The organism is Neptunicoccus cionae, assembly GCF_002860325.1.
GTDB lineage: Bacteria > Pseudomonadota > Alphaproteobacteria > Rhodobacterales > Rhodobacteraceae > Amylibacter > Amylibacter lutimaris.
This window is the reverse complement of the sequence record NZ_PKOJ01000003.1, coordinates 114292-131465: the sequence shown is the minus strand read 5'-3', so window position 1 is coordinate 131465 and position 17174 is coordinate 114292. Positions and strand designations below refer to the sequence as shown.

Here is a 17174-nt window from a genome sequence, read left to right as displayed (position 1 = left end):
AAATCCCGCCCTATGCAGCCTTTTCAAACAGCGCCGGTAAATCCCCCAGCGCCTTGGCCTCGTCAATTGCCGTCTTCAGGTCTGTTTCCAACAACTTGGGCAGGTCTTCAAAACTGTCGATTACGAAATACTGCGGTTGCACAATGTCGATCCGGTAGGGGGTGCGCAGCATGGTCATCAGGTCCGCTGGCGTGTAGACCGCCTTGCCCGAACAGGCGAATTCCGCTTCGGACGGAGAACTTGCCACCCCTGCACCATAGCCGCGCAGCCCGTCTGGCGTGTTGATCATGCCGAACTCGATGGTGAACCAGAACAGACGGAACAGGTGCCAGCGATAGCCCTTGCCAAGCTCCACCGCGATCTTGCCAAAAGCTTCGATAAAATCGGTGTAGGCCTGATTGGTCAGCAGTGGGCAATGGCCAAAGACTTCGTGGAACAGGTCGGGTTCTTCAATATAATCCATATCCTCGCGGCGGCGCAGGAAGGTGGCTACGGGGAACTTGCGATCTGCCAGCAGGGTGTAAAACTGGCTTGGCGGAATGATGGCCGGCACGCCTTCAACACCGAAATTGGTCAACTCTCCCAGCCGTTTGTCCACCTCACGCAATTGCGGCACGCTTGCGGCCTTCAGCCCCAGCAGTGCGACCCCTTCCAGATACTCGGAACAGATACGCCCCTTTAAAAAGGCAATCTGGCGGTCGAATAATTCGCCCCAGACTAATTGTTCGTCTGCGGTGTAGTCGTAAAAACCGGTTTCGTCGGGAAGTTTTGAAGCATAGGCCATAGGTGTCTCCTTGTTTCCAACAGCTTAGGCCTGTTGGAATGAAAAAACTTGCCACAGTCGGGCAGGATCACTAGAGTTTTGGTTGGATTTTTCAGTTATGGGCGATGTTTTGGAATTTTCTGATCAGGAAAAGGCAATATTGCGGACCATGCAGTCAGATGCGGGTCGGTCTCTGGCACAGATTGCCCAGACGGTTGGAATGGCCCAAAGCACGGTCTGGCGCAAAATTCAGGAGTTTGAAGGCCTCGGCCTGATTGACCGGCGGGTGACGCTGCTTAATCCCAAGAAGGCTGGGTTGGGGCTGTGTGTGCTTGCCCAAATCAGGATGCGCTCTCACACGCAAGAGGCTGTAGACGGGTTCATCGCTATGGTGCGCAGCCACCCCGAAATTCTCGAGTGTCATGCGATTTCCGGTTCGGCGGATTATTTCATCAAGGTGCGGGTTGCAGATGTCGAGGCTTACGAGAACTTCATGAGCCATAACCTGTTACGCAGTGATCTGGTAAAAACGGTTGTGTCTAATTTTGTCCTGAAAGAGATCAAGCACACGACGGAACTGCCGCTTTAACCTGTGCGGGTTTCGGAAAGTGTGAAACACCCGTCCCCGATTGTCACATCAACGCGACCGGCGGGGGCTTGCGCTTGTTTCGGGGGCTACAGGATGTTTTGATGCCTTGATCCAAGGAGAGCATGTGATGAAGAGCGAGAAATTTACCTTTACAGGCCATTCCGGTGAGGAACTGGCCGCCCGTCTGGATCTTCCGGCAGGGCGGGTGCTGGCGACGGCGGTTTTTGCCCATTGTTTTACCTGCTCCAAGGATATTCCGGCAGCGCGGCGATTGTCCCAAAGGCTTGCCGCCTCAGGGATTGCCGTGTTGCGGTTCGACTTTACCGGATTGGGGCATTCCGAGGGGGAGTTCTCTAACACGGATTTTACATCGAACGTGCAGGATCTGGTTCTGGCAGCGAAGGCATTGGAGGAGCGCTTGCGGGCACCGGGTTTGCTGATCGGCCACTCTCTTGGCGGCGCTGCGGTTCTGCGGGCGGCTGCACAGATCGACAGTGCAAAGGCGGTTGTGACCCTTGGTGCGCCCTTTGATCCGGCACATGTGCTGCATAATTTCGGCACGTCCCTGGCTGAAATCGAAAAGCACGGCGCAGCGGAAGTGTCTCTTGGCGGGCGCCCGTTCACCATTCGCAGCGGGTTTGTTCAGGATGTGTCTGCAATCAATCTTGCAGAAGCCATCGGGAAACTGAAGCGCGCTCTGTTGGTGCTGCATGCGCCAATGGATCAGACGGTCGGGATTGAAAACGCCTCGCAGATTTTCGAAGCGGCAAAACACCCCAAAAGCTTTGTGACGCTGGATAATGCAGACCATCTGATCAGTGACGGCGCGGATGCGGACTATGCCGCCGAGGTGATTGCGTCATGGGCGGGGCGGTATCTGGGGCTAAGCCGTCCTGCCGCCCCGATTGGCGCGCCTGAAGGGGTGGTGCGCAGCGACGAGGCCGATCCGGAAGGGTTTCTTCAGGATGTAACGGCTGGACCGAACCACCATATCCTTGCGGATGAACCCGAAGCCTATGGCGGCAGCAATCTGGGTATGTCGCCTTATAACCTCTTGTCTGCGGGGTTGGCGGCCTGCACCTCCATGACCATCCGGATGTATGCACGGCGAAAAGGCTGGCCACTCAGCGACGTCAGTGTTGCAGTAACCCATGACAAGATCCACGCGAGCGCCTGTGCCACCTGTGTGACCACCGAAGGCAAGGTTGACCAGTTCAAACGCAGTATCACCCTGTCAGGGGATCTGAGCGAGGACCAACGCCAGTCCTTGCTGGAGATCGCGAACAAGTGTCCCGTTCACCGGACGCTGGAGAGTGAGATCAATGTAACGACGGCGCTGGCCTGATTACCAGTGCGGCGGAGGCTAGTCCGAAAATGTGACAGAGCCTTCGCCCTGTGACTGGTCCCGCGCCAGTTCCAACAATGCTGCCATCTGTTTTTCCAGCAGGGTGATGCGCTTGGCCTGATCCGCCACCACATCCGACAGATCGTCTGCCGCCTTGATGGTATGGGCCAACCGCTCTTCCAGCAGTGTTATCTTTTGTTCATCAGTCATACCGTATTTTACCTGCAATCCCGCAGGTGAACAATTGGAAAAGGCGGGATCGATGCGGTGGCGGGATAGCCTTTTGGGTAAATTCCTGTAAAGCGGTGGCTAAACCCTGCCTGTTGCTTGTCCCTTTACGGATTTTCCTTTATCGGGTGAGCCGAAATTAGGATTGATCCGATGGCCAAAGACAAGAAAAAGAAAATTCAACGCCCTAAGGCTCTGCCGCCCAAAGGGTTTCGCGACTATTTCGGGGCTGAAGTGGTTGAGCGTAACGATATGCTACGCGAAATCACGGCGGTGTATCATCGCTACGGGTTTGATCCGCTGGAGTCTTCGGCTGTGGAAACGGTTGAGGCGCTGGGCAAGTTTCTGCCCGATGTGGACCGCCCCAACGAAGGCGTGTTTGCGTGGCAAGACGAAGACGATTCTTGGATGGCGTTGCGTTATGATCTGACCGCGCCGCTGGCCCGCGTTTATGCACAGAACCGCAATGATCTGCCGTCCCCGTACCGCCGTTTTGCGATGGGTCCGGTCTGGCGCAACGAAAAGCCGGGTCCGGGGCGTTATCGCCAGTTTTATCAATGCGATGCGGATACTGTGGGCACGGCGAGCATGGCAGCGGACGCAGAAATCTGCGCGATGCTGTCCGACACGCTAGAGGCTGTCGGCATCCCGCGCGGCGACTACATCATCCGTGTGAACAACCGGAAGGTTTTGGATGGTGTGCTGGAGTTGATGGGGCTGTCAGAGCAAGTTGAACTAGAAGACCCAGCGGTAAGTAAAGAACAGATCGAAGAAAACGTCACTAAAATGAACGTTACCTCGATACGTGAAAACGTAATGCGGACGATAGATAAGTTTGACAAGGTAGGTGAAAACGGGGTTCGACAACTGCTTGGTAAAGGGCGGCTAGATTCCTCAGGCGCTTATATTGATGGAGTCGGACTAAGTGACGATCAGACTAGTATTGTTTTGTCGTTTCTGAACGCCCAGCAAGCTACCAATGGTGAAACTATTGCATTACTTAGAGATCTCGTCGTGGCCAACTCTACGGTTGGTTTGGAAGGGGTTGATGAGTTGGAGCAAATATCTGCTTTACTTCAAGCCCAAGGTTACGGACCCGACCGTATCGTGATCGATCCTTCTGTAGTGCGCGGCCTTGGCTATTATACCGGCCCTGTTTATGAGGCTGAACTGACCTTCGAAATCCTCGACGAAAAGGGCCGCAAGCGGCAGTTCGGCTCTGTTGCGGGGGGCGGGCGCTATGACGATCTGGTCAAACGCTTCACCGGACAAGAAGTCCCTGCAACCGGCGTGTCGATCGGTGTGGACCGTCTGCTGGCGGCGCTGCGGGAAAAGGGGCGGATCAACAGCACAGCCAAAGGGCCGGTGGTTGTGACCGTGATGGACCGCGACCGCATGTCGGACTATCAGGCGATGGTGGCTGAGCTGCGCAATGCGGGTATCCGCGCTGAGGTTTATCTGGGCAATCCCAAGAATTTCGGCAACCAGTTGAAATACGCCGACAAGCGCGAAAGCCCGGTCGCGGTGATCGAAGGCGGCGACGAAAAGGATCGCGGCGTGGTGCAGATCAAGGATTTGGCTCTTGGCGCGCGACTGGCGGCAGAAATTGAAACCTCCGAAGAGTGGAAAGCCCAGCCTGCGCAAAAGGAAATCGCGCGCGCTGATCTGGTTGCGGAAGTCAAAGCCATGATCGCACGGGCGGCGGAGTGATGAAAAACGACCGACGCGCACGCATCAAGGAAGTGGCCGACCGGCTCTCGGCGGGGTTTGTTTCGGCGGGGGCCTTGCCGGTGGAAACAGACAGCCTGCTGCCTGCGGATGTGTTGCTGGATCTTTACGGCGAGGATATTCGCGCACGGGCCTATGTGACCCATGATCCCTTGCAGGGTGAACAGATGTTGCGGCCCGATTTTACTGTGCCCATCGTGCAGCGCCATATGTCCGAGGGCGCGGAACCGGCGCGATATACCTATAACGGGAACGTCTGGCGCAAACAGTCAGGCGGTCGTCCCGCGGAGTTTACCCAAGTCGGCTACGAGCTGTTCGACCGCACCGATCCTGCCGGTGCCGATGCCGAAGTTTTCGCGATGTTTTCCGGTATGCTGGCAGGCTATCCGCTGAAGGTGACAACGGGCGATATGGGGATTTTGCTGGCTGCCGTCGACGGGCTGAAAACCACGGACCGCCGCCGCGCCGCGCTGCGCCGTCATGTCTGGCGGCCGGTGCGCTTTGTGCGGTTGCTGGAACGTTACGGCGGGATGACGCCGCCACCTGAAACCCGCACAGCCTTGCTGGCGCAGGTTGCGGAACTCGGAGCGGAAAAGGTGCTGGAACAGGCCGGAACACCGCAGGGGTTGCGCTCTGAACAGGAGGTTCTGGCCCGTATCGCGGTGTTACAACAGGACAGCGCTGCTGCGCCGGTTTCTTCCGAAGAAGTGCAAATGCTGGAACAGGTTCTTGCACTGAAAGACACGTCTACTGCGGCCCTTGAACAGCTGCGTGATATGGCTTCCAGCTTCCCCGCGCTTCAGGCGCCGGCAGACGCGATGGAAGACCGTCTCAAGGCTATGGCCGCCCGTCGCGTGGACGTGGACACCCTGCCGTTTGAAGTCTCCTTCGGGCGGACCTCCATGGAATATTATGACGGTTTCGTCTTCGGTTTTACCGCACCGGATCGTTCCGATCTGCCGGTGGTGGCCAGCGGCGGGCGTTATGACGCGCTGACCCGTGTACTGGGGCAGGGGCGTTCCATCGCCGCAGTAGGGGGCGTGATCCGCCCCGAAGCTCTTGTGGCTGTGCAGGAGGGCGCATTATGAGCCTGAAACTGGGAATTCCGTCCAAGGGGCGGTTGCAGGAAAAGACCATCGACTGGTTCGCACAGCATGGCATTACCGTGCAACGTACCGGATCGGACCGCGAATATGCCGGTCAGGTGCTGGGGGTGGATAATGTGGAACTGGTTTTACTGTCGGCAGGTGAAATTCCTAAAGAACTGGCTGCAGGACGCATCCATCTGGGGGTGACAGGCACGGATCTTGTACGCGAAAAAATGCCCCGCTGGTCCGATATCGTGGCCGAGGTCGAACCTCTCGGCTTTGGTCATGCAGATCTGGTGATTGCTGTGCCTGACTGCTGGGTTGATGTGACAACCGTGGATGATCTGGATGCCGCAGCAGCGCAGTTTCGCGCCGATCACGGCTTCCGCCTTCGGATTGCCACCAAATATCACGGGCTGGTCCGCCGCTATCTGAGCGGAGAAGGCGTGGCAGACTATCAACTGGTGGACAGTCAGGGCGCAACCGAAGGCACGGTCAAGAATCTGACAGCCGAGGCGATTGCGGATATCACCTCAACCGGAGACACCCTGCGGGCCAATGGCTTGCGTATCCTTTCTGACGGGTTGATCCTGAAATCCCAAGCCACGATGTTTGCCAGTAAGGCAGCCGAATGGGACGCCGTTGCGCTGTCTGCGTGGGGCGGTTTTGCCAAAAGCTGTGGCTGGGCCGAAAAGCCCTTCTAAGGGTCTTCAAGTGTTCCGCGTTACTGCGCGGGATGCTTAACTGGACGCCTGATCCACACAACTGCCGGTTTTAGCATCCCAGGTTAGTCCAGAAGGACAGGATGCAGCCGTGTCATGGGAACCGTTGCAGCCGGCGGCGAAAGCCAGTGCCGGTGTCAGCGTCAACAGGGTGGCAAGTAGAACTGTTTTCATCTTCAAACCTCCTAATGCTGAAAGCATAGCAGATTTTTTGATGTCTTTCGACGAAAACCTCAAAGGTCTCCGAAGTCTGCCCTAGCGCAGGCCGATATCCGCCAAAGCCAGCGCCAGTTCCTTGGGCAGTTCGTCGTCGGATTTGCGGGAATCCGGAAGATCGCTTGGCGCATCTTCCGGTTTGAGGTAGCGCCAACCCTGAAACGGGCGGCGCGGTGCACTGGAAGTACGGATCAGTTTCGGCTCCATCAAAATGGCACAGCGGCGAACCCCGTCGGCCCCTGTAACCTCGTCCAGTCGCACAATATTCTGGCGCGCCTGTACAAAGCCCTTGATCACCCAGTAAAGCGAGCCGCCGTTGAGCAAGGCCGCTTCCTGTTTGGGCCACATGCGGGTGACATGGCTGGACAGATAGTCCCGCCCGCCGGCTTTCGCCCGCAGCGCGATTGCGGTTTCCAGATCCTCATAGCTGTCGATGCCGACGCAAAGCTTGATCAAGTTGATGTGTGATTTTGACATGGTATCGCTAGATATAGTATGGTTAACGCCAGATTAAAGCGATTCCTTTGCGGGCGAAAGCGCAATAGCGGCCCAGAATCGTTTGACGCCTCGTGACGCACCATCTAGGAACGGGGCTCCGCCATACAAACACGCGACCGAACACAAGGCTTACTGATATGACCTCTTTTTCTGCTCCGATTGCCGAGCAAATCTGGGATATGAAATACCGTTTCAAAGACGCATCGGGCAAACCGATCGACGAAACCGTAGAGGACAGCTGGCGCCGTGTGGCCCGCGCGCTGGCCAAGGTGGAAGACAAGCCTGACGTTTGGGAAGACCGTTTTTACGATGCGCTGGAGGGCTTCAAGTTCCTGCCTGCGGGTCGTATTCTTGCCGGTGCGGGAACAGAGCGTTCCGTGACCCTGTTCAACTGCTTTGTGATGGGGACGATTCCCGACAGCATGGCCGGCATATTTGATATGTTGAAAGAAGCTGCATTGACCATGCAGCAGGGTGGGGGAATCGGGTATGATTTCTCGCCGATCCGCCCCAAAGGGGCCGAAGTTAAGGGCGTTGCGGCGGATGCGTCCGGCCCGCTGTCCTTTATGGATGTATGGGACGCCATGTGCCGTACTATTATGTCCGCCGGTTCCCGCCGTGGCGCGATGATGGCAACCATGCGGTGTGACCACCCCGATGTAGAAGATTTCATCACCGCAAAGCAGGACAGCGCGCGCCTGCGTATGTTCAACCTCTCGGTGCTGGTTTCCGATCCTTTCATGGAAGCTGTGAAAGCTGACGGTCCGTGGGACCTGATTTGGGGCGATAAGGTTTACAAGACAGTTCAGGCGCGGGATTTGTGGAACCGCATCATGCAATCCACCTATGACTATGCCGAACCGGGTGTGATTTTCATCGACCGGATCAACCAGAAGAACAATCTTAATTACTGTGAAACCATTGCCGCCACCAACCCTTGCGGCGAACAACCGCTGCCGCCCTATGGTGCCTGTCTGCTCGGCTCGATCAATCTGGCAACGCTGATTGAAAACGCCTTTGAAGGCAACGCCGCGATGAATGAAAAGGCGCTGGATGAACTGGTTGCGACAGCCGTGCGGATGATGGACAACGTGGTTGATGCCAGCCAGTTCCCGCTGGAAGAACAACGGGTTGAGGCCCATGCGAAGCGCCGGATCGGTCTGGGCGTAACCGGCCTTGCCGATGCCCTGCTGATGGTTGGTGCGCGTTATGGCTCTGAAGAGGGGGCCGCGCTTACCGAAGACTGGATGGGCCGCATTGCCCGTGCCGCCTATCGCGCCTCGGCCCGTCTGGCCGAAGAAAAGGGCGCTTTCCCGCTCTATGATGCCAAGGCGTTTCTGGACAACGACTCCATGGTGTCGATGGACGAGGAAACCCGCGCATTGGTGGCCGAGCACGGCATCCGCAATGCGCTGTTGACCAGCGTTGCCCCGACCGGAACCATCAGCCTTTATGCCGGCAATGTCTCCAGTGGTATCGAACCGGTTTTTGCCTATTCCTACACCCGCAAGGTATTGCAAAACGACGGGTCCCGTTCCGAAGAAGAAGTGGTGGATTACGCGGTAGACCTGTGGCGTCAGAAATTCGGCGATAAAGAACTGCCTGATTACTTTGTAAACGCCCAGACGCTGGCCCCGCTGGATCACGTCCGTATGCAGGCAGCGGCACAGAAGTGGATCGACAGTTCGATTTCCAAAACCATCAACTGCCCCGAAGATATTTCCTTTGAGGATTTCAAAGAGGTCTACATGGCTGCTTGGGATCAGGGCTGTAAGGGCTGCACAACCTATCGCCCCAACGATGTAACCGGCTCGGTTCTGAGTGTGTCCGAAGAAACCGAAACCGTGCCGGAAATGGATACAGGCGCGGATGTGGTCTATATCGCAGAGCCGCTCGACCGCCCCGAGGCGCTGGATGGCCACACCTACAAGATGAAATGGCCTGAATCCGAGCATGCCATCTACATCACGATCAACGACATCATCCAGAACGGCCAGCGTCGCCCGTTTGAAGTGTTCATTAACTCCAAAAACATGGAGCATTACGCATGGACACTGGCGCTGACACGGATGATTTCCGCTGTCTTCCGGCGCGGTGGCGATGTGTCCTTCGTGGTTGAAGAACTCAAAGCCGTATTCGATCCGCGCGGTGGGGCTTGGGTGCGCGGGAAATACATTCCTTCCATGCTCGCCGCCATTGGCAGTGTGATCGAGGAACACATGATCCGCATCGGCTTTATCAACGGGGAAGGGCAACACCTGAAAACCGACCCCCACGCCGAGATCATCCAGATGAACAGCCCCGCCCGCGGCAAAAGCTGCCCAAGCTGCGGCGGCATGGGCCTGCAGATGGTCGAAGGATGCATGACCTGTCTGGATTGCGGCCACTCCAAATGCGGGTGATGTAACGCTGGGTTCAGTTGTCTTCTGACCACCAATTAGTGGCCACCGGCCGGGTCAGAATAGCCAATTTGCAAGCTTAAGAAGTCTATCGGGCGGAAACGCCCGATTTTCTTGTTTTGCCTGCGTGGTTTCTTATTTCAAGTCCGGCGCGTGGCCATGGAAATTGATGTAAAGCTGTTGCATGGGCTTTGGCAGTAAGGCCCATGCAGTAATGGCAGAACCTTTGGGGACCTCCCAGAACAGGTTCTCGACAAAGCTTGCATCAATGCAGCGATTTACGTCTTCGTCGCCGGTAGAGTATTGGCCTGCAAAATAGCTGAAAACTGAAGTCAGTTCAGTGGTTTGCGGTCCGGTCGTCATTTGGTCGTTGATCGCTCCGGCCAGACTTTCAAACCAGCAGAACGCGGTTTCATCGTTTATGCTGTCCCAAACCTTAATGTGTCTTGCGTCGGCTTTGCCGCTCAACCGGGGAAACTGTTCCCGAAAATCGCGATACATGTCTATGACGGTCATTTCCGGTTCCTCCGCTAAATAACGAGCAGTTTCGCTGCCTCCATCTGTCCTGTCCAGACTTTGTCCAACGCGGCGCCCAGAGACAGGTTTTGATCGTGCTCCCACAGAAAAATGGTTTGCCCTATCGTGCCCGTGCAGAAATGTGCGAGCGCGACTGCGGTTTGGCGGTTTTTCACACGGTGGTTCAGGCATTCGGTAAGCTCGCGGCGCTCCATAATCAGGAAACCTTCAAGAATACCGCGCGCTTTTTCATTGGTGCGAATGACGTTTCCAACAAGTTTCATGATGGTTTCATCATCCGCCATGACCTCCATGTGGTTGTCCAGAAACAGTTTCAAATCTGTCGCCAGCGATCCGGTTCCCTCGCGCAGCGCTTCCACGTTTTCTTCTTGAAACGGGGGCGGCGCACCTATCGCTGCAGCTTCCTTGTTGCTGTAATAATTGAAAAATGTCCGCGTGCTGATCCCCGCAGCAGAGGCAATTTCGTCCGTGGTGATGTTTTCAAGGCCGTGCTGCTGCGCCATTTCCAAAGTAACGATCTGGATGTCGCGCGCCGTTTGCTGGCGCCGCCTCTCTCGTAACGGAAGTGTCATTTGCGCAATCCTTGCATAGTGTGCAATGTTTTCGTATTGAGCAGAAAATTCGCCAGATAGTCAAGGATCAAGAAACGATGAAGTCCAGAGTTTTAAGAATGATCGGCGCAGCTATCGCGCTGGCTTCGTCAGGCACTATGCTTGCCGCCCAAGGAGCACCTTCGGGTGCGATGCCCCCGTCCGGACCGGTCGAAGTGGGTGTTGTTGCGGTGGAGTTGCAGGAAGTGCCCCGAATTGTGACGGCCCCGGGCCGCGCTGTCGCGTCTCAGGATGTAGAGGTGCGTCCGCGCGTCGGTGGTGTGATCGAAGAGATTCTCTACAAGCCCGGCCAGTTGCTTGAAGTTGGCGATCCCCTGTTCAAAATTGACGATGCGTCCTATGTCGCCGCTGTTGCAACCGCCCGGGCCAATGTCGCCACTGCGGAAGCCAACTTGCCGGTAAGTCAGGCGGCATTTGAGCGTGCACAACAGCTGTCGGGACGCGGTTATACCGAGGCCGAGGTCGAAGCAGCGCAGGCGGCTTTTGCAGAAGCACAGGCCACGCTGGATGCCAGCAAGGCCGCACTGGAATATGCCGAGACGGAACTTTCCTGGACCACGATGAAGAGCCCGATCTCCGGCCGCGCGGATGTCTTAACTGTTTCTGTGGGGGATCTGGTTACAGCGGGTCAATCGGATGCGCTGACAACCATTGTAACGTCCGACCCGATTTATGTGGACATGATGGAAGCCAGCGCGCGCATCCTGTCTGTGCGCAAAGGCATTGCCGAAGGCACTCTGAAGCAGAACGACGTACTTGAGGCGACGCTGACACTGGAAAACGGCGAGGTTTATCGCGGGACCGGACAGCTGGTCACTCCGGGGAACAGTGTTTCTACAACGACAGGCACCGTGACCATCCGGTTCGAGTTTGACAATCCCGAGCATGTGATCATTCCGGGCATGTTTGTCCGCGGCGAGATCGTGCTTGGCACAATGCAGGCATATCTTGTGCCGCAGCGGGCGGCGACGCGGGGCAATTCCGGCAAGCTGACCGCCTATATCGTTGGCGAAGACGGTACAGCCAAACAGGTCACAATAGACGATGACGGAAGTTATCAAAATGCGTGGATCGTGCGCGAAGGGTTAAGCAATGGTGATCAGCTGATTGTGGATGGACTGTCTGCAATCCGCACGGGGCAGGAAGTCAAACCTGTCGCGGTGACCATCGATGAAAATGGTATCAGCCGCGACGCTCCTACCGCCGCCGCAGAGGATTGATCCATGGCATCCTTCTTTATCCACCGCCCTGTGTTCGCATGGGTTCTTGCCATCGCGACCATGCTGCTGGGTGCTTACAGCATGACCAGCCTGCCGATTTCCCAATATCCCGACATTGCACCGACAACGGTGCGGATTTCCGCAACCTATACCGGTGCTTCTGCCGCGACTGTCGAGAATTCGGTCACAACTGTTATCGAGGACGGGTTAACGGGGCTGGACGGCCTGACTTATATGACTTCGACCTCCAGCGAAGGGTCGGCCAGTGTTTCCCTTACATTTGATGACAGTATCGACCCTGACATGGCGCAGGTTCAGGTGCAGAACAAACTGCAACTGGTGGAATCGCAACTCCCTGATAGCGTGACGAACCAGGGTGTTTCTGTCACCCGCTCCACGTCATCCATCCTTATGGTGGGTGCTCTTGTCAGTGAAGACGACAGCTATTCTTCCCTCGAGCTCGGCGATATTCTTAGCAGCACGATCGAAGATGCCGTTCAGCGTACAGAAGGCGTTGGCTCTATCAATACCTTCGGAACCGAATACGCGATGCGTATCTGGTTGAACCCCGAAAAACTGTATCAATATCAACTGACCTCATCCGATGTAACCACAGCGGTTTCCGAGCAGAACACCAACGTCACTGTGGGCAGTCTTGGCGACCAACCTGTCGTCAAAGGACAGCAGTTTACAGTCTCCCTCTCGGCGCAATCCCAATTGGAAACCGTGGAGGATTTCCAGAATATTCTTCTGAAAACCAACACCGATGGTTCAGCGATTTATCTTGCTGATGTGGCAACTGTCGAACTGGCAGAGGAAGACTACAGCAGTGTCAGCCGCTTCAACGGGCACCCGTCGGCAGGGTTTGCGGTCAACCTGTCAACAGGTGCCAATGCTGTGGATACCGCCGAGGCCGTTCGGGCCGTTGTGGATAATCTGTCTTCTGCCCTGCCGGAAGGTGTGGCGGTTGAATACCCTTACGACACATCACCTTTCGTAGAGGAATCCATCGATCAGGTTTATGAAACCCTGTTCGAAGCAATCGTTCTCGTCTTTCTTGTTATCTTCCTGTTCCTGCAAAGCTGGCGCGCGACGATCATTCCCACTATCGCCGTGCCGGTGGTGCTTCTGGGGACTTTCGGGGTTTTGTCGGCCTTTGGCATGTCGATCAATACACTGACGATGTTTGCACTGGTGCTTGCCATCGGTCTGCTGGTCGATGACGCGATTGTCGTGGTTGAAAACGTCGAACGGGTTATGGAAGAAGAAGGGCTGGACGCCGTTGCTGCCACCGAAAAGAGTATGGGCGAGATTTCATCGGCCCTGATCGGCATCGTGATGGTTCTGTCTGCGGTGTTTCTGCCGATGGCTTTCATGAGCGGATCAACCGGCGTCATCTACAAGCAATTCTCGATCACGATCATCTCGGCCATGGTTCTGTCGCTTTTCGTGGCGCTGATCCTGACGCCCGCAATGTGTGCGCAGCTGCTCAAGCCGAACCACAACAAGAAAACGCTGCCTCCCCTGCGTTGGTTCAACACGGGTCTTGACCGTCTGACCGGCAAATATGCATCGGTTGTCGGGCGATTTTCATTGCGTCCATTCCGGATGGTTCTGGTCTTGGGGCTGGTCGGTCTGGGGTCCTACTGGGTTTATGACCGTTTGCCATCGTCCTTTCTGCCGACAGAGGATCAGGGCGTTCTGATGACTATGATCGAACTGCCACAAGGCTCGACCGTTCAGCAGACCCAGCATACGATTGAACAGATCGAACACTATCTGATGACCGAAGAAACCGACATTGTTAACGGGGTTTTCGCCAACGTCGGGTTCAGCTTCAGCGGGTCTGGACAGAACTACGGGATGATGTTTATCCGCCTGAAGGATTATGAAGACCGGCCCGGTCTGAATGCGGCTGATCTGATGATGCGTGCAAACCGCAAGTTCTTTCAGTCCCGCCTTGGCAGCATCTTTGTGCTGCAACCGCCAGCCATTCAGGGTTTGGGAACCTCGTCGGGTTTTAACATGTATCTCGTAGACCAATCGGGCGCCGGACAGGAAGCGCTGAGTGCGGCTGCTGACCAACTTGTCGCGAAAGGATTGCAGGACGGGCGTGTTACCAACCTTCGCGGCAATGATGCGGCGACCGAACCTTCCTTGAAACTGCTGATAGATCAGCAGAAGGCGGAAGCGTTGGGCGTGTCGCTCTCTAGCGTCAACACGATCCTTTCAACCGTATTTTCCGGCACCTATGTCAATGATTTCCCGCTTGGGAATAACCTTCGGGAAGTGATTGTTCAGGGTGGTGCGGAATGGCGTATGCAGCCTGATGATGTTGACCAGTGGTACGTGCGCAACGAAAGTTCTGAAATGGTCCCGCTTTCGGCGTTTGTAAGCCGTGAATGGGAAACCATTACCCCGAAACTGTCGCGCTACGGCGGCACCCGTGCTCTGGAGCTTTCCGGTGAAGCGGCAGCAGGTATCAGTTCGGGCGACGCCATGGAAGTGATGGAGCAGCTGACCGCTGAACTGGACGGCTCTTATGCATCGGCCTGGACGGGGCTAAGTTATCAGGAACGGCTGTCGGGCGATCAGGAGGCCATTCTCTATACGATTTCAGCCTTGGTTGTCTTTCTCTGCCTTGCCGCGCTTTATGAAAGCTGGGCGGTCCCCTTTGCCGTGATGCTCTCGGTTCCCGTTGGAATATTAGGTGCCTTGGCGACCACATGGTATTTCGGGCAATCGAACGACGTCTATTTCAAAGTGGGTCTTTTGACCACCATCGGCCTTGCCGCGAGGAACGCCATTCTGATCGTCGAGTTTGCAGAAACCCTGCGTAAAGAGGGCAGGGCGTTGCTGGAAGCAGCAACCTCCGCAGCCCGTCAGCGCTTGCGTCCAATCCTTATGACATCGCTTGCTTTTGGCTTTGGCATCATGCCGCTGGTTCTGGCTTCGGGTGCCGGTGCCAATGCGCAGAAGTCCATCGGGACCGGGATGCTGGGCGGGATCATATTTTCAGCGGTGATAGGGATCTTGATGGTTCCTGTGTTCTATGTCGCTGTCATTAAAACCACGGAGATTTTCCGTAACCGAGTGGAGAAAGCCCAGTGAAACCTTACGTCCTCCTGATGGGTCTTATTGTTGCCGGCTGTGCTGTCGGTCCCGATTACCAGCGCCCTGAAGTTTCCATGCAAACCCGTTTTGTCGGGGGAAATGCAGAAACGATAGGTGCGATTGCCACGGAGCGTTGGTGGTTGGATTACAAGGATGCCACGCTAACCGAATTTGTCACCCGCGGGCTGGCGCAGAACCTTGATGTTATGTCCGCAAACGAAGCGATCCGGCAGGCGCAGGCAGAACTGCGGCAGACAGGCATAAATGCAGCAGCGGACGGTTCTCTGTCCGGCTCTGTCATTAAATCCGGCGGCGATGGAACCAGCGGCACAAGCACAACCGACAGTGGCGAACTGGGTGCGTCTTTGGTAATTGATCTGTTCGGTGGTATCCGGCGGGAACGCGAAGCCGCCAGCGCATCACTGACAGCTGCACGGGCGGAGGCTGAAACGGTCCGGCTCGCGTGGTTGGCCGAACTCCTCGCTGCTTATTCCGATGCGCGCTACTATCAGGAAGTTCTGGCGCAGTATCGCACGACGATCAAGACGCGCCAGGAGACTGTGAATATCACAAGGAGCCAGTTCGAGGCCGGTGCCGCGACAGAATACGAGGTTGCCGAAGCGCAGGCCTTGCTCTCGACCGCAAAGGCAAGCCTGCCGCAATATGCAGCGCTGTTCGACGCGAATGTGTATGCCATTGCAACACTGCTGAATGAACCAGCCGGACCCATCAAAGCAAAGATGGAAAGAGGATCGCCGCAACTGGTGACTCCTGGCGGCGCAAGAACAGGCGTTCCTGCAGACCTGTTGCGCAACCGTCCTGATGTGCGCAGCGCCGAGGCCGACCTTGCAGCCGCTGTTGCGGAAGTGGGCGTTGCGGAAGCTGCTCTCTATCCATCTTTGTCGCTAACAGGTTCAATTGGCCGAACCGAGAATACGGATGCGTGGAGTTTTGGACCACAACTTTCCTTTCCGGTCTTTAATCAGGGGCTGCTCAAGGCAAGCCGCGATGCAAAGCTCTCGGCCGCAAAGCAGGCTGAAATTTCTTGGCGCGCCTCGATTAACGGTGCTGTCGAGGATGTACAGGTCGCCCAATCGAACCTGTCCCGTTACCGTCAGCGCGCAGCATTGTTGCGAACAGCGGCCAATGATTACGGACGTGCCCTCGCGCTTGCACAGGAAAACTACCGCAACGGTGCGATTACGCTTCTGGATCTGCTGGAAACGGACCGCAATACTTCCTCTGCAAGGATAACAGCAGCCTCTGCCGTGAACGATGCAGCGCAAGCCTGGGCAACCTTGAAAATCGCTACCGGAGCAGGTTCCGCAGCAACAGTGCCACTTGGTAATTAATCGAACGCTATACTCGGGAAATGAAAGGCCTTTTAGACAAATGAAACATACCGGAAAGATCGCGATATTTGTTGCAATTGTCGGGGCGCTTGTAATTGCCCTGATACTGTTTGGGGCGCGCTTGGGGCTGTGGCAGCCGGTTACGGGCTTCGGGCTCTATCGCAGTTATTTCAATCCTTTGGGTGCAATCATCGCCTGTGTGGGCTTGCTCGCACTTGTTGTTCACTTGCTGCGCAAAGAAAAGGGTGGTGCCTTGGCGGGTGCATTTGGCTTGCTTATCGGCCTGGCTTGCCTGACTCCATTGGCAGTTGGTAAATTGAATCCGAAACCGCGCGCAGCGCCCATCCACAACATTTCCACCGACACTGTAAACCCACCAGCGTTTGAGGTGTTGGATGACACCCGAGAAGGCGCAAGAAATTCGCTTGAATACGGTGGCCCCGAACTGGCCGAGGCGCAGGCCGTTGCCTATCCCGACATCGGACCGCTTGAGACAGACATGGCGGCGGGCCGTGCCTTTGAACGGGCTTTGGCAGTGGCACGACAAATGGGATGGGAAATTGTGGCTTCCGATGCAAGCCGCTACCGTTTCGAAGCGACAGCGCGCACATCTGTATTTTATTTCGCTGACGATGTTGTCGTCGTCGTCACCCCTCAGGATTCCGGAAGTCGCGTTGACATGCGTAGTGTGTCTCGCGTGGGTCGAAGCGACCAGGGAGTCAACGCAAAGCGTATTCGTGCGTTTCAAAGCCAATTTTGAAAGG

16 protein-coding genes are annotated in these 17174 nt (G+C 56.1%); 10 read left to right on the top strand and 6 right to left on the bottom strand.

The window, feature by feature from the left end:
* Positions 1–10: 10 nt before the first annotated feature.
* Positions 11–784, bottom strand: coding sequence for a phenylalanine 4-monooxygenase (locus C0U40_RS09560; RefSeq protein WP_101655555.1), 774 nt, complete (start codon positions 782–784; stop codon positions 11–13).
* A gap of 97 nt (positions 785–881) precedes the next feature.
* Between C0U40_RS09560 and C0U40_RS09555 the strand changes: the two genes are divergently transcribed.
* On the top strand, positions 882–1352 hold the full coding sequence (locus tag C0U40_RS09555) for an Lrp/AsnC family transcriptional regulator (RefSeq protein WP_101655554.1): 471 nt from the start codon (positions 882–884) through the stop codon (positions 1350–1352).
* Between the two features lie 127 nt (positions 1353–1479).
* The gene (locus C0U40_RS09550) at positions 1480–2697 is read left to right on the top strand and encodes a bifunctional alpha/beta hydrolase/OsmC family protein (protein WP_101655553.1); all 1218 of its coding nucleotides are present in this window, start codon (positions 1480–1482) and stop codon (positions 2695–2697) included.
* An 18-nt stretch (positions 2698–2715) separates the two neighbouring features.
* Here the strand turns inward: C0U40_RS09550 and C0U40_RS09545 are convergent, their stop codons facing one another.
* On the bottom strand, positions 2716–2907 hold the full coding sequence (locus tag C0U40_RS09545) for a SlyX family protein (protein WP_101655552.1): 192 nt from the start codon (positions 2905–2907) through the stop codon (positions 2716–2718).
* A 171-nt stretch (positions 2908–3078) separates the two neighbouring features.
* Between C0U40_RS09545 and hisS the strand changes: the two genes are divergently transcribed.
* Genes hisS through hisG form a run of 3 tightly spaced genes read left to right on the top strand, consistent with a single transcriptional unit; the run spans position 3079 to position 6445 of the window.
* On the top strand, positions 3079–4635 hold the full coding sequence (gene hisS, locus C0U40_RS09540; RefSeq protein WP_101655551.1) for a histidine--tRNA ligase: 1557 nt from the start codon (positions 3079–3081) through the stop codon (positions 4633–4635).
* Complete coding sequence (locus tag C0U40_RS09535; protein ID WP_101655550.1) at positions 4635–5741, top strand: ATP phosphoribosyltransferase regulatory subunit; 1107 nt, start codon at positions 4635–4637, stop codon at positions 5739–5741. The genes hisS and C0U40_RS09535 overlap by 1 nt, the downstream gene beginning before the upstream one ends.
* A complete protein-coding gene (gene hisG, locus C0U40_RS09530) occupies positions 5738–6445 on the top strand; it encodes an ATP phosphoribosyltransferase (RefSeq protein WP_101655549.1) in 708 nt (235 codons plus the stop codon). Before C0U40_RS09535 ends, hisG begins: the two co-directional genes overlap by 4 nt.
* Before the next feature lie 36 nt (positions 6446–6481).
* On the opposite strand, the gene C0U40_RS09525 is transcribed toward hisG, so the two are convergent.
* Entirely contained in the window at positions 6482–6637 is a 156-nt protein-coding gene (locus C0U40_RS09525; protein WP_101655548.1) for a chitin-binding domain-containing protein, read from the bottom strand.
* Positions 6638–6718: 81 nt separating this feature from the next.
* Positions 6719–7156 carry a DUF1489 family protein gene (locus tag C0U40_RS09520; RefSeq protein WP_101655547.1) on the bottom strand — a complete coding sequence of 146 codons (438 nt, stop codon included), beginning with the start codon at positions 7154–7156 and terminating at the stop codon, positions 6719–6721.
* A gap of 158 nt (positions 7157–7314) precedes the next feature.
* On the opposite strand from C0U40_RS09520, the gene C0U40_RS09515 reads away from it, so the two are divergent.
* Positions 7315–9579: an adenosylcobalamin-dependent ribonucleoside-diphosphate reductase gene (locus tag C0U40_RS09515; RefSeq protein ID WP_101655546.1), complete on the top strand. Its 2265-nt coding sequence runs from the start codon at positions 7315–7317 to the stop codon at positions 9577–9579.
* Positions 9580–9711: 132 nt separating this feature from the next.
* Here C0U40_RS09515 and C0U40_RS09510 read toward each other — a convergent pair whose 3' ends face one another.
* Entirely contained in the window at positions 9712–10092 is a 381-nt protein-coding gene (locus C0U40_RS09510; RefSeq protein WP_101655545.1) for a DUF7674 family protein, read from the bottom strand.
* A 14-nt stretch (positions 10093–10106) separates the two neighbouring features.
* Positions 10107–10685, bottom strand: a complete 579-nt coding sequence (locus C0U40_RS09505; protein WP_101655544.1) for a TetR/AcrR family transcriptional regulator — start codon at positions 10683–10685, stop codon at positions 10107–10109.
* A 98-nt stretch (positions 10686–10783) separates the two neighbouring features.
* On the opposite strand from C0U40_RS09505, the gene C0U40_RS09500 reads away from it, so the two are divergent.
* Genes C0U40_RS09500 through C0U40_RS09485 form a run of 4 tightly spaced genes read left to right on the top strand, consistent with a single transcriptional unit; the run spans position 10784 to position 17170 of the window.
* Positions 10784–11944: an efflux RND transporter periplasmic adaptor subunit gene (locus C0U40_RS09500; RefSeq protein WP_286134884.1), complete on the top strand. Its 1161-nt coding sequence runs from the start codon at positions 10784–10786 to the stop codon at positions 11942–11944.
* A 3-nt stretch (positions 11945–11947) separates the two neighbouring features.
* Complete coding sequence (locus C0U40_RS09495) at positions 11948–15055, top strand: efflux RND transporter permease subunit (RefSeq protein ID WP_101655542.1); 3108 nt, start codon at positions 11948–11950, stop codon at positions 15053–15055.
* Positions 15052–16410: an efflux transporter outer membrane subunit gene (locus C0U40_RS09490; RefSeq protein ID WP_101655541.1), complete on the top strand. Its 1359-nt coding sequence runs from the start codon at positions 15052–15054 to the stop codon at positions 16408–16410. The genes C0U40_RS09495 and C0U40_RS09490 overlap by 4 nt, the downstream gene beginning before the upstream one ends.
* Positions 16400–17170: a DUF1499 domain-containing protein gene (locus tag C0U40_RS09485; protein ID WP_219619777.1), complete on the top strand. Its 771-nt coding sequence runs from the start codon at positions 16400–16402 to the stop codon at positions 17168–17170. Before C0U40_RS09490 ends, C0U40_RS09485 begins: the two co-directional genes overlap by 11 nt.
* Positions 17171–17174 lie beyond the last annotated feature (4 nt).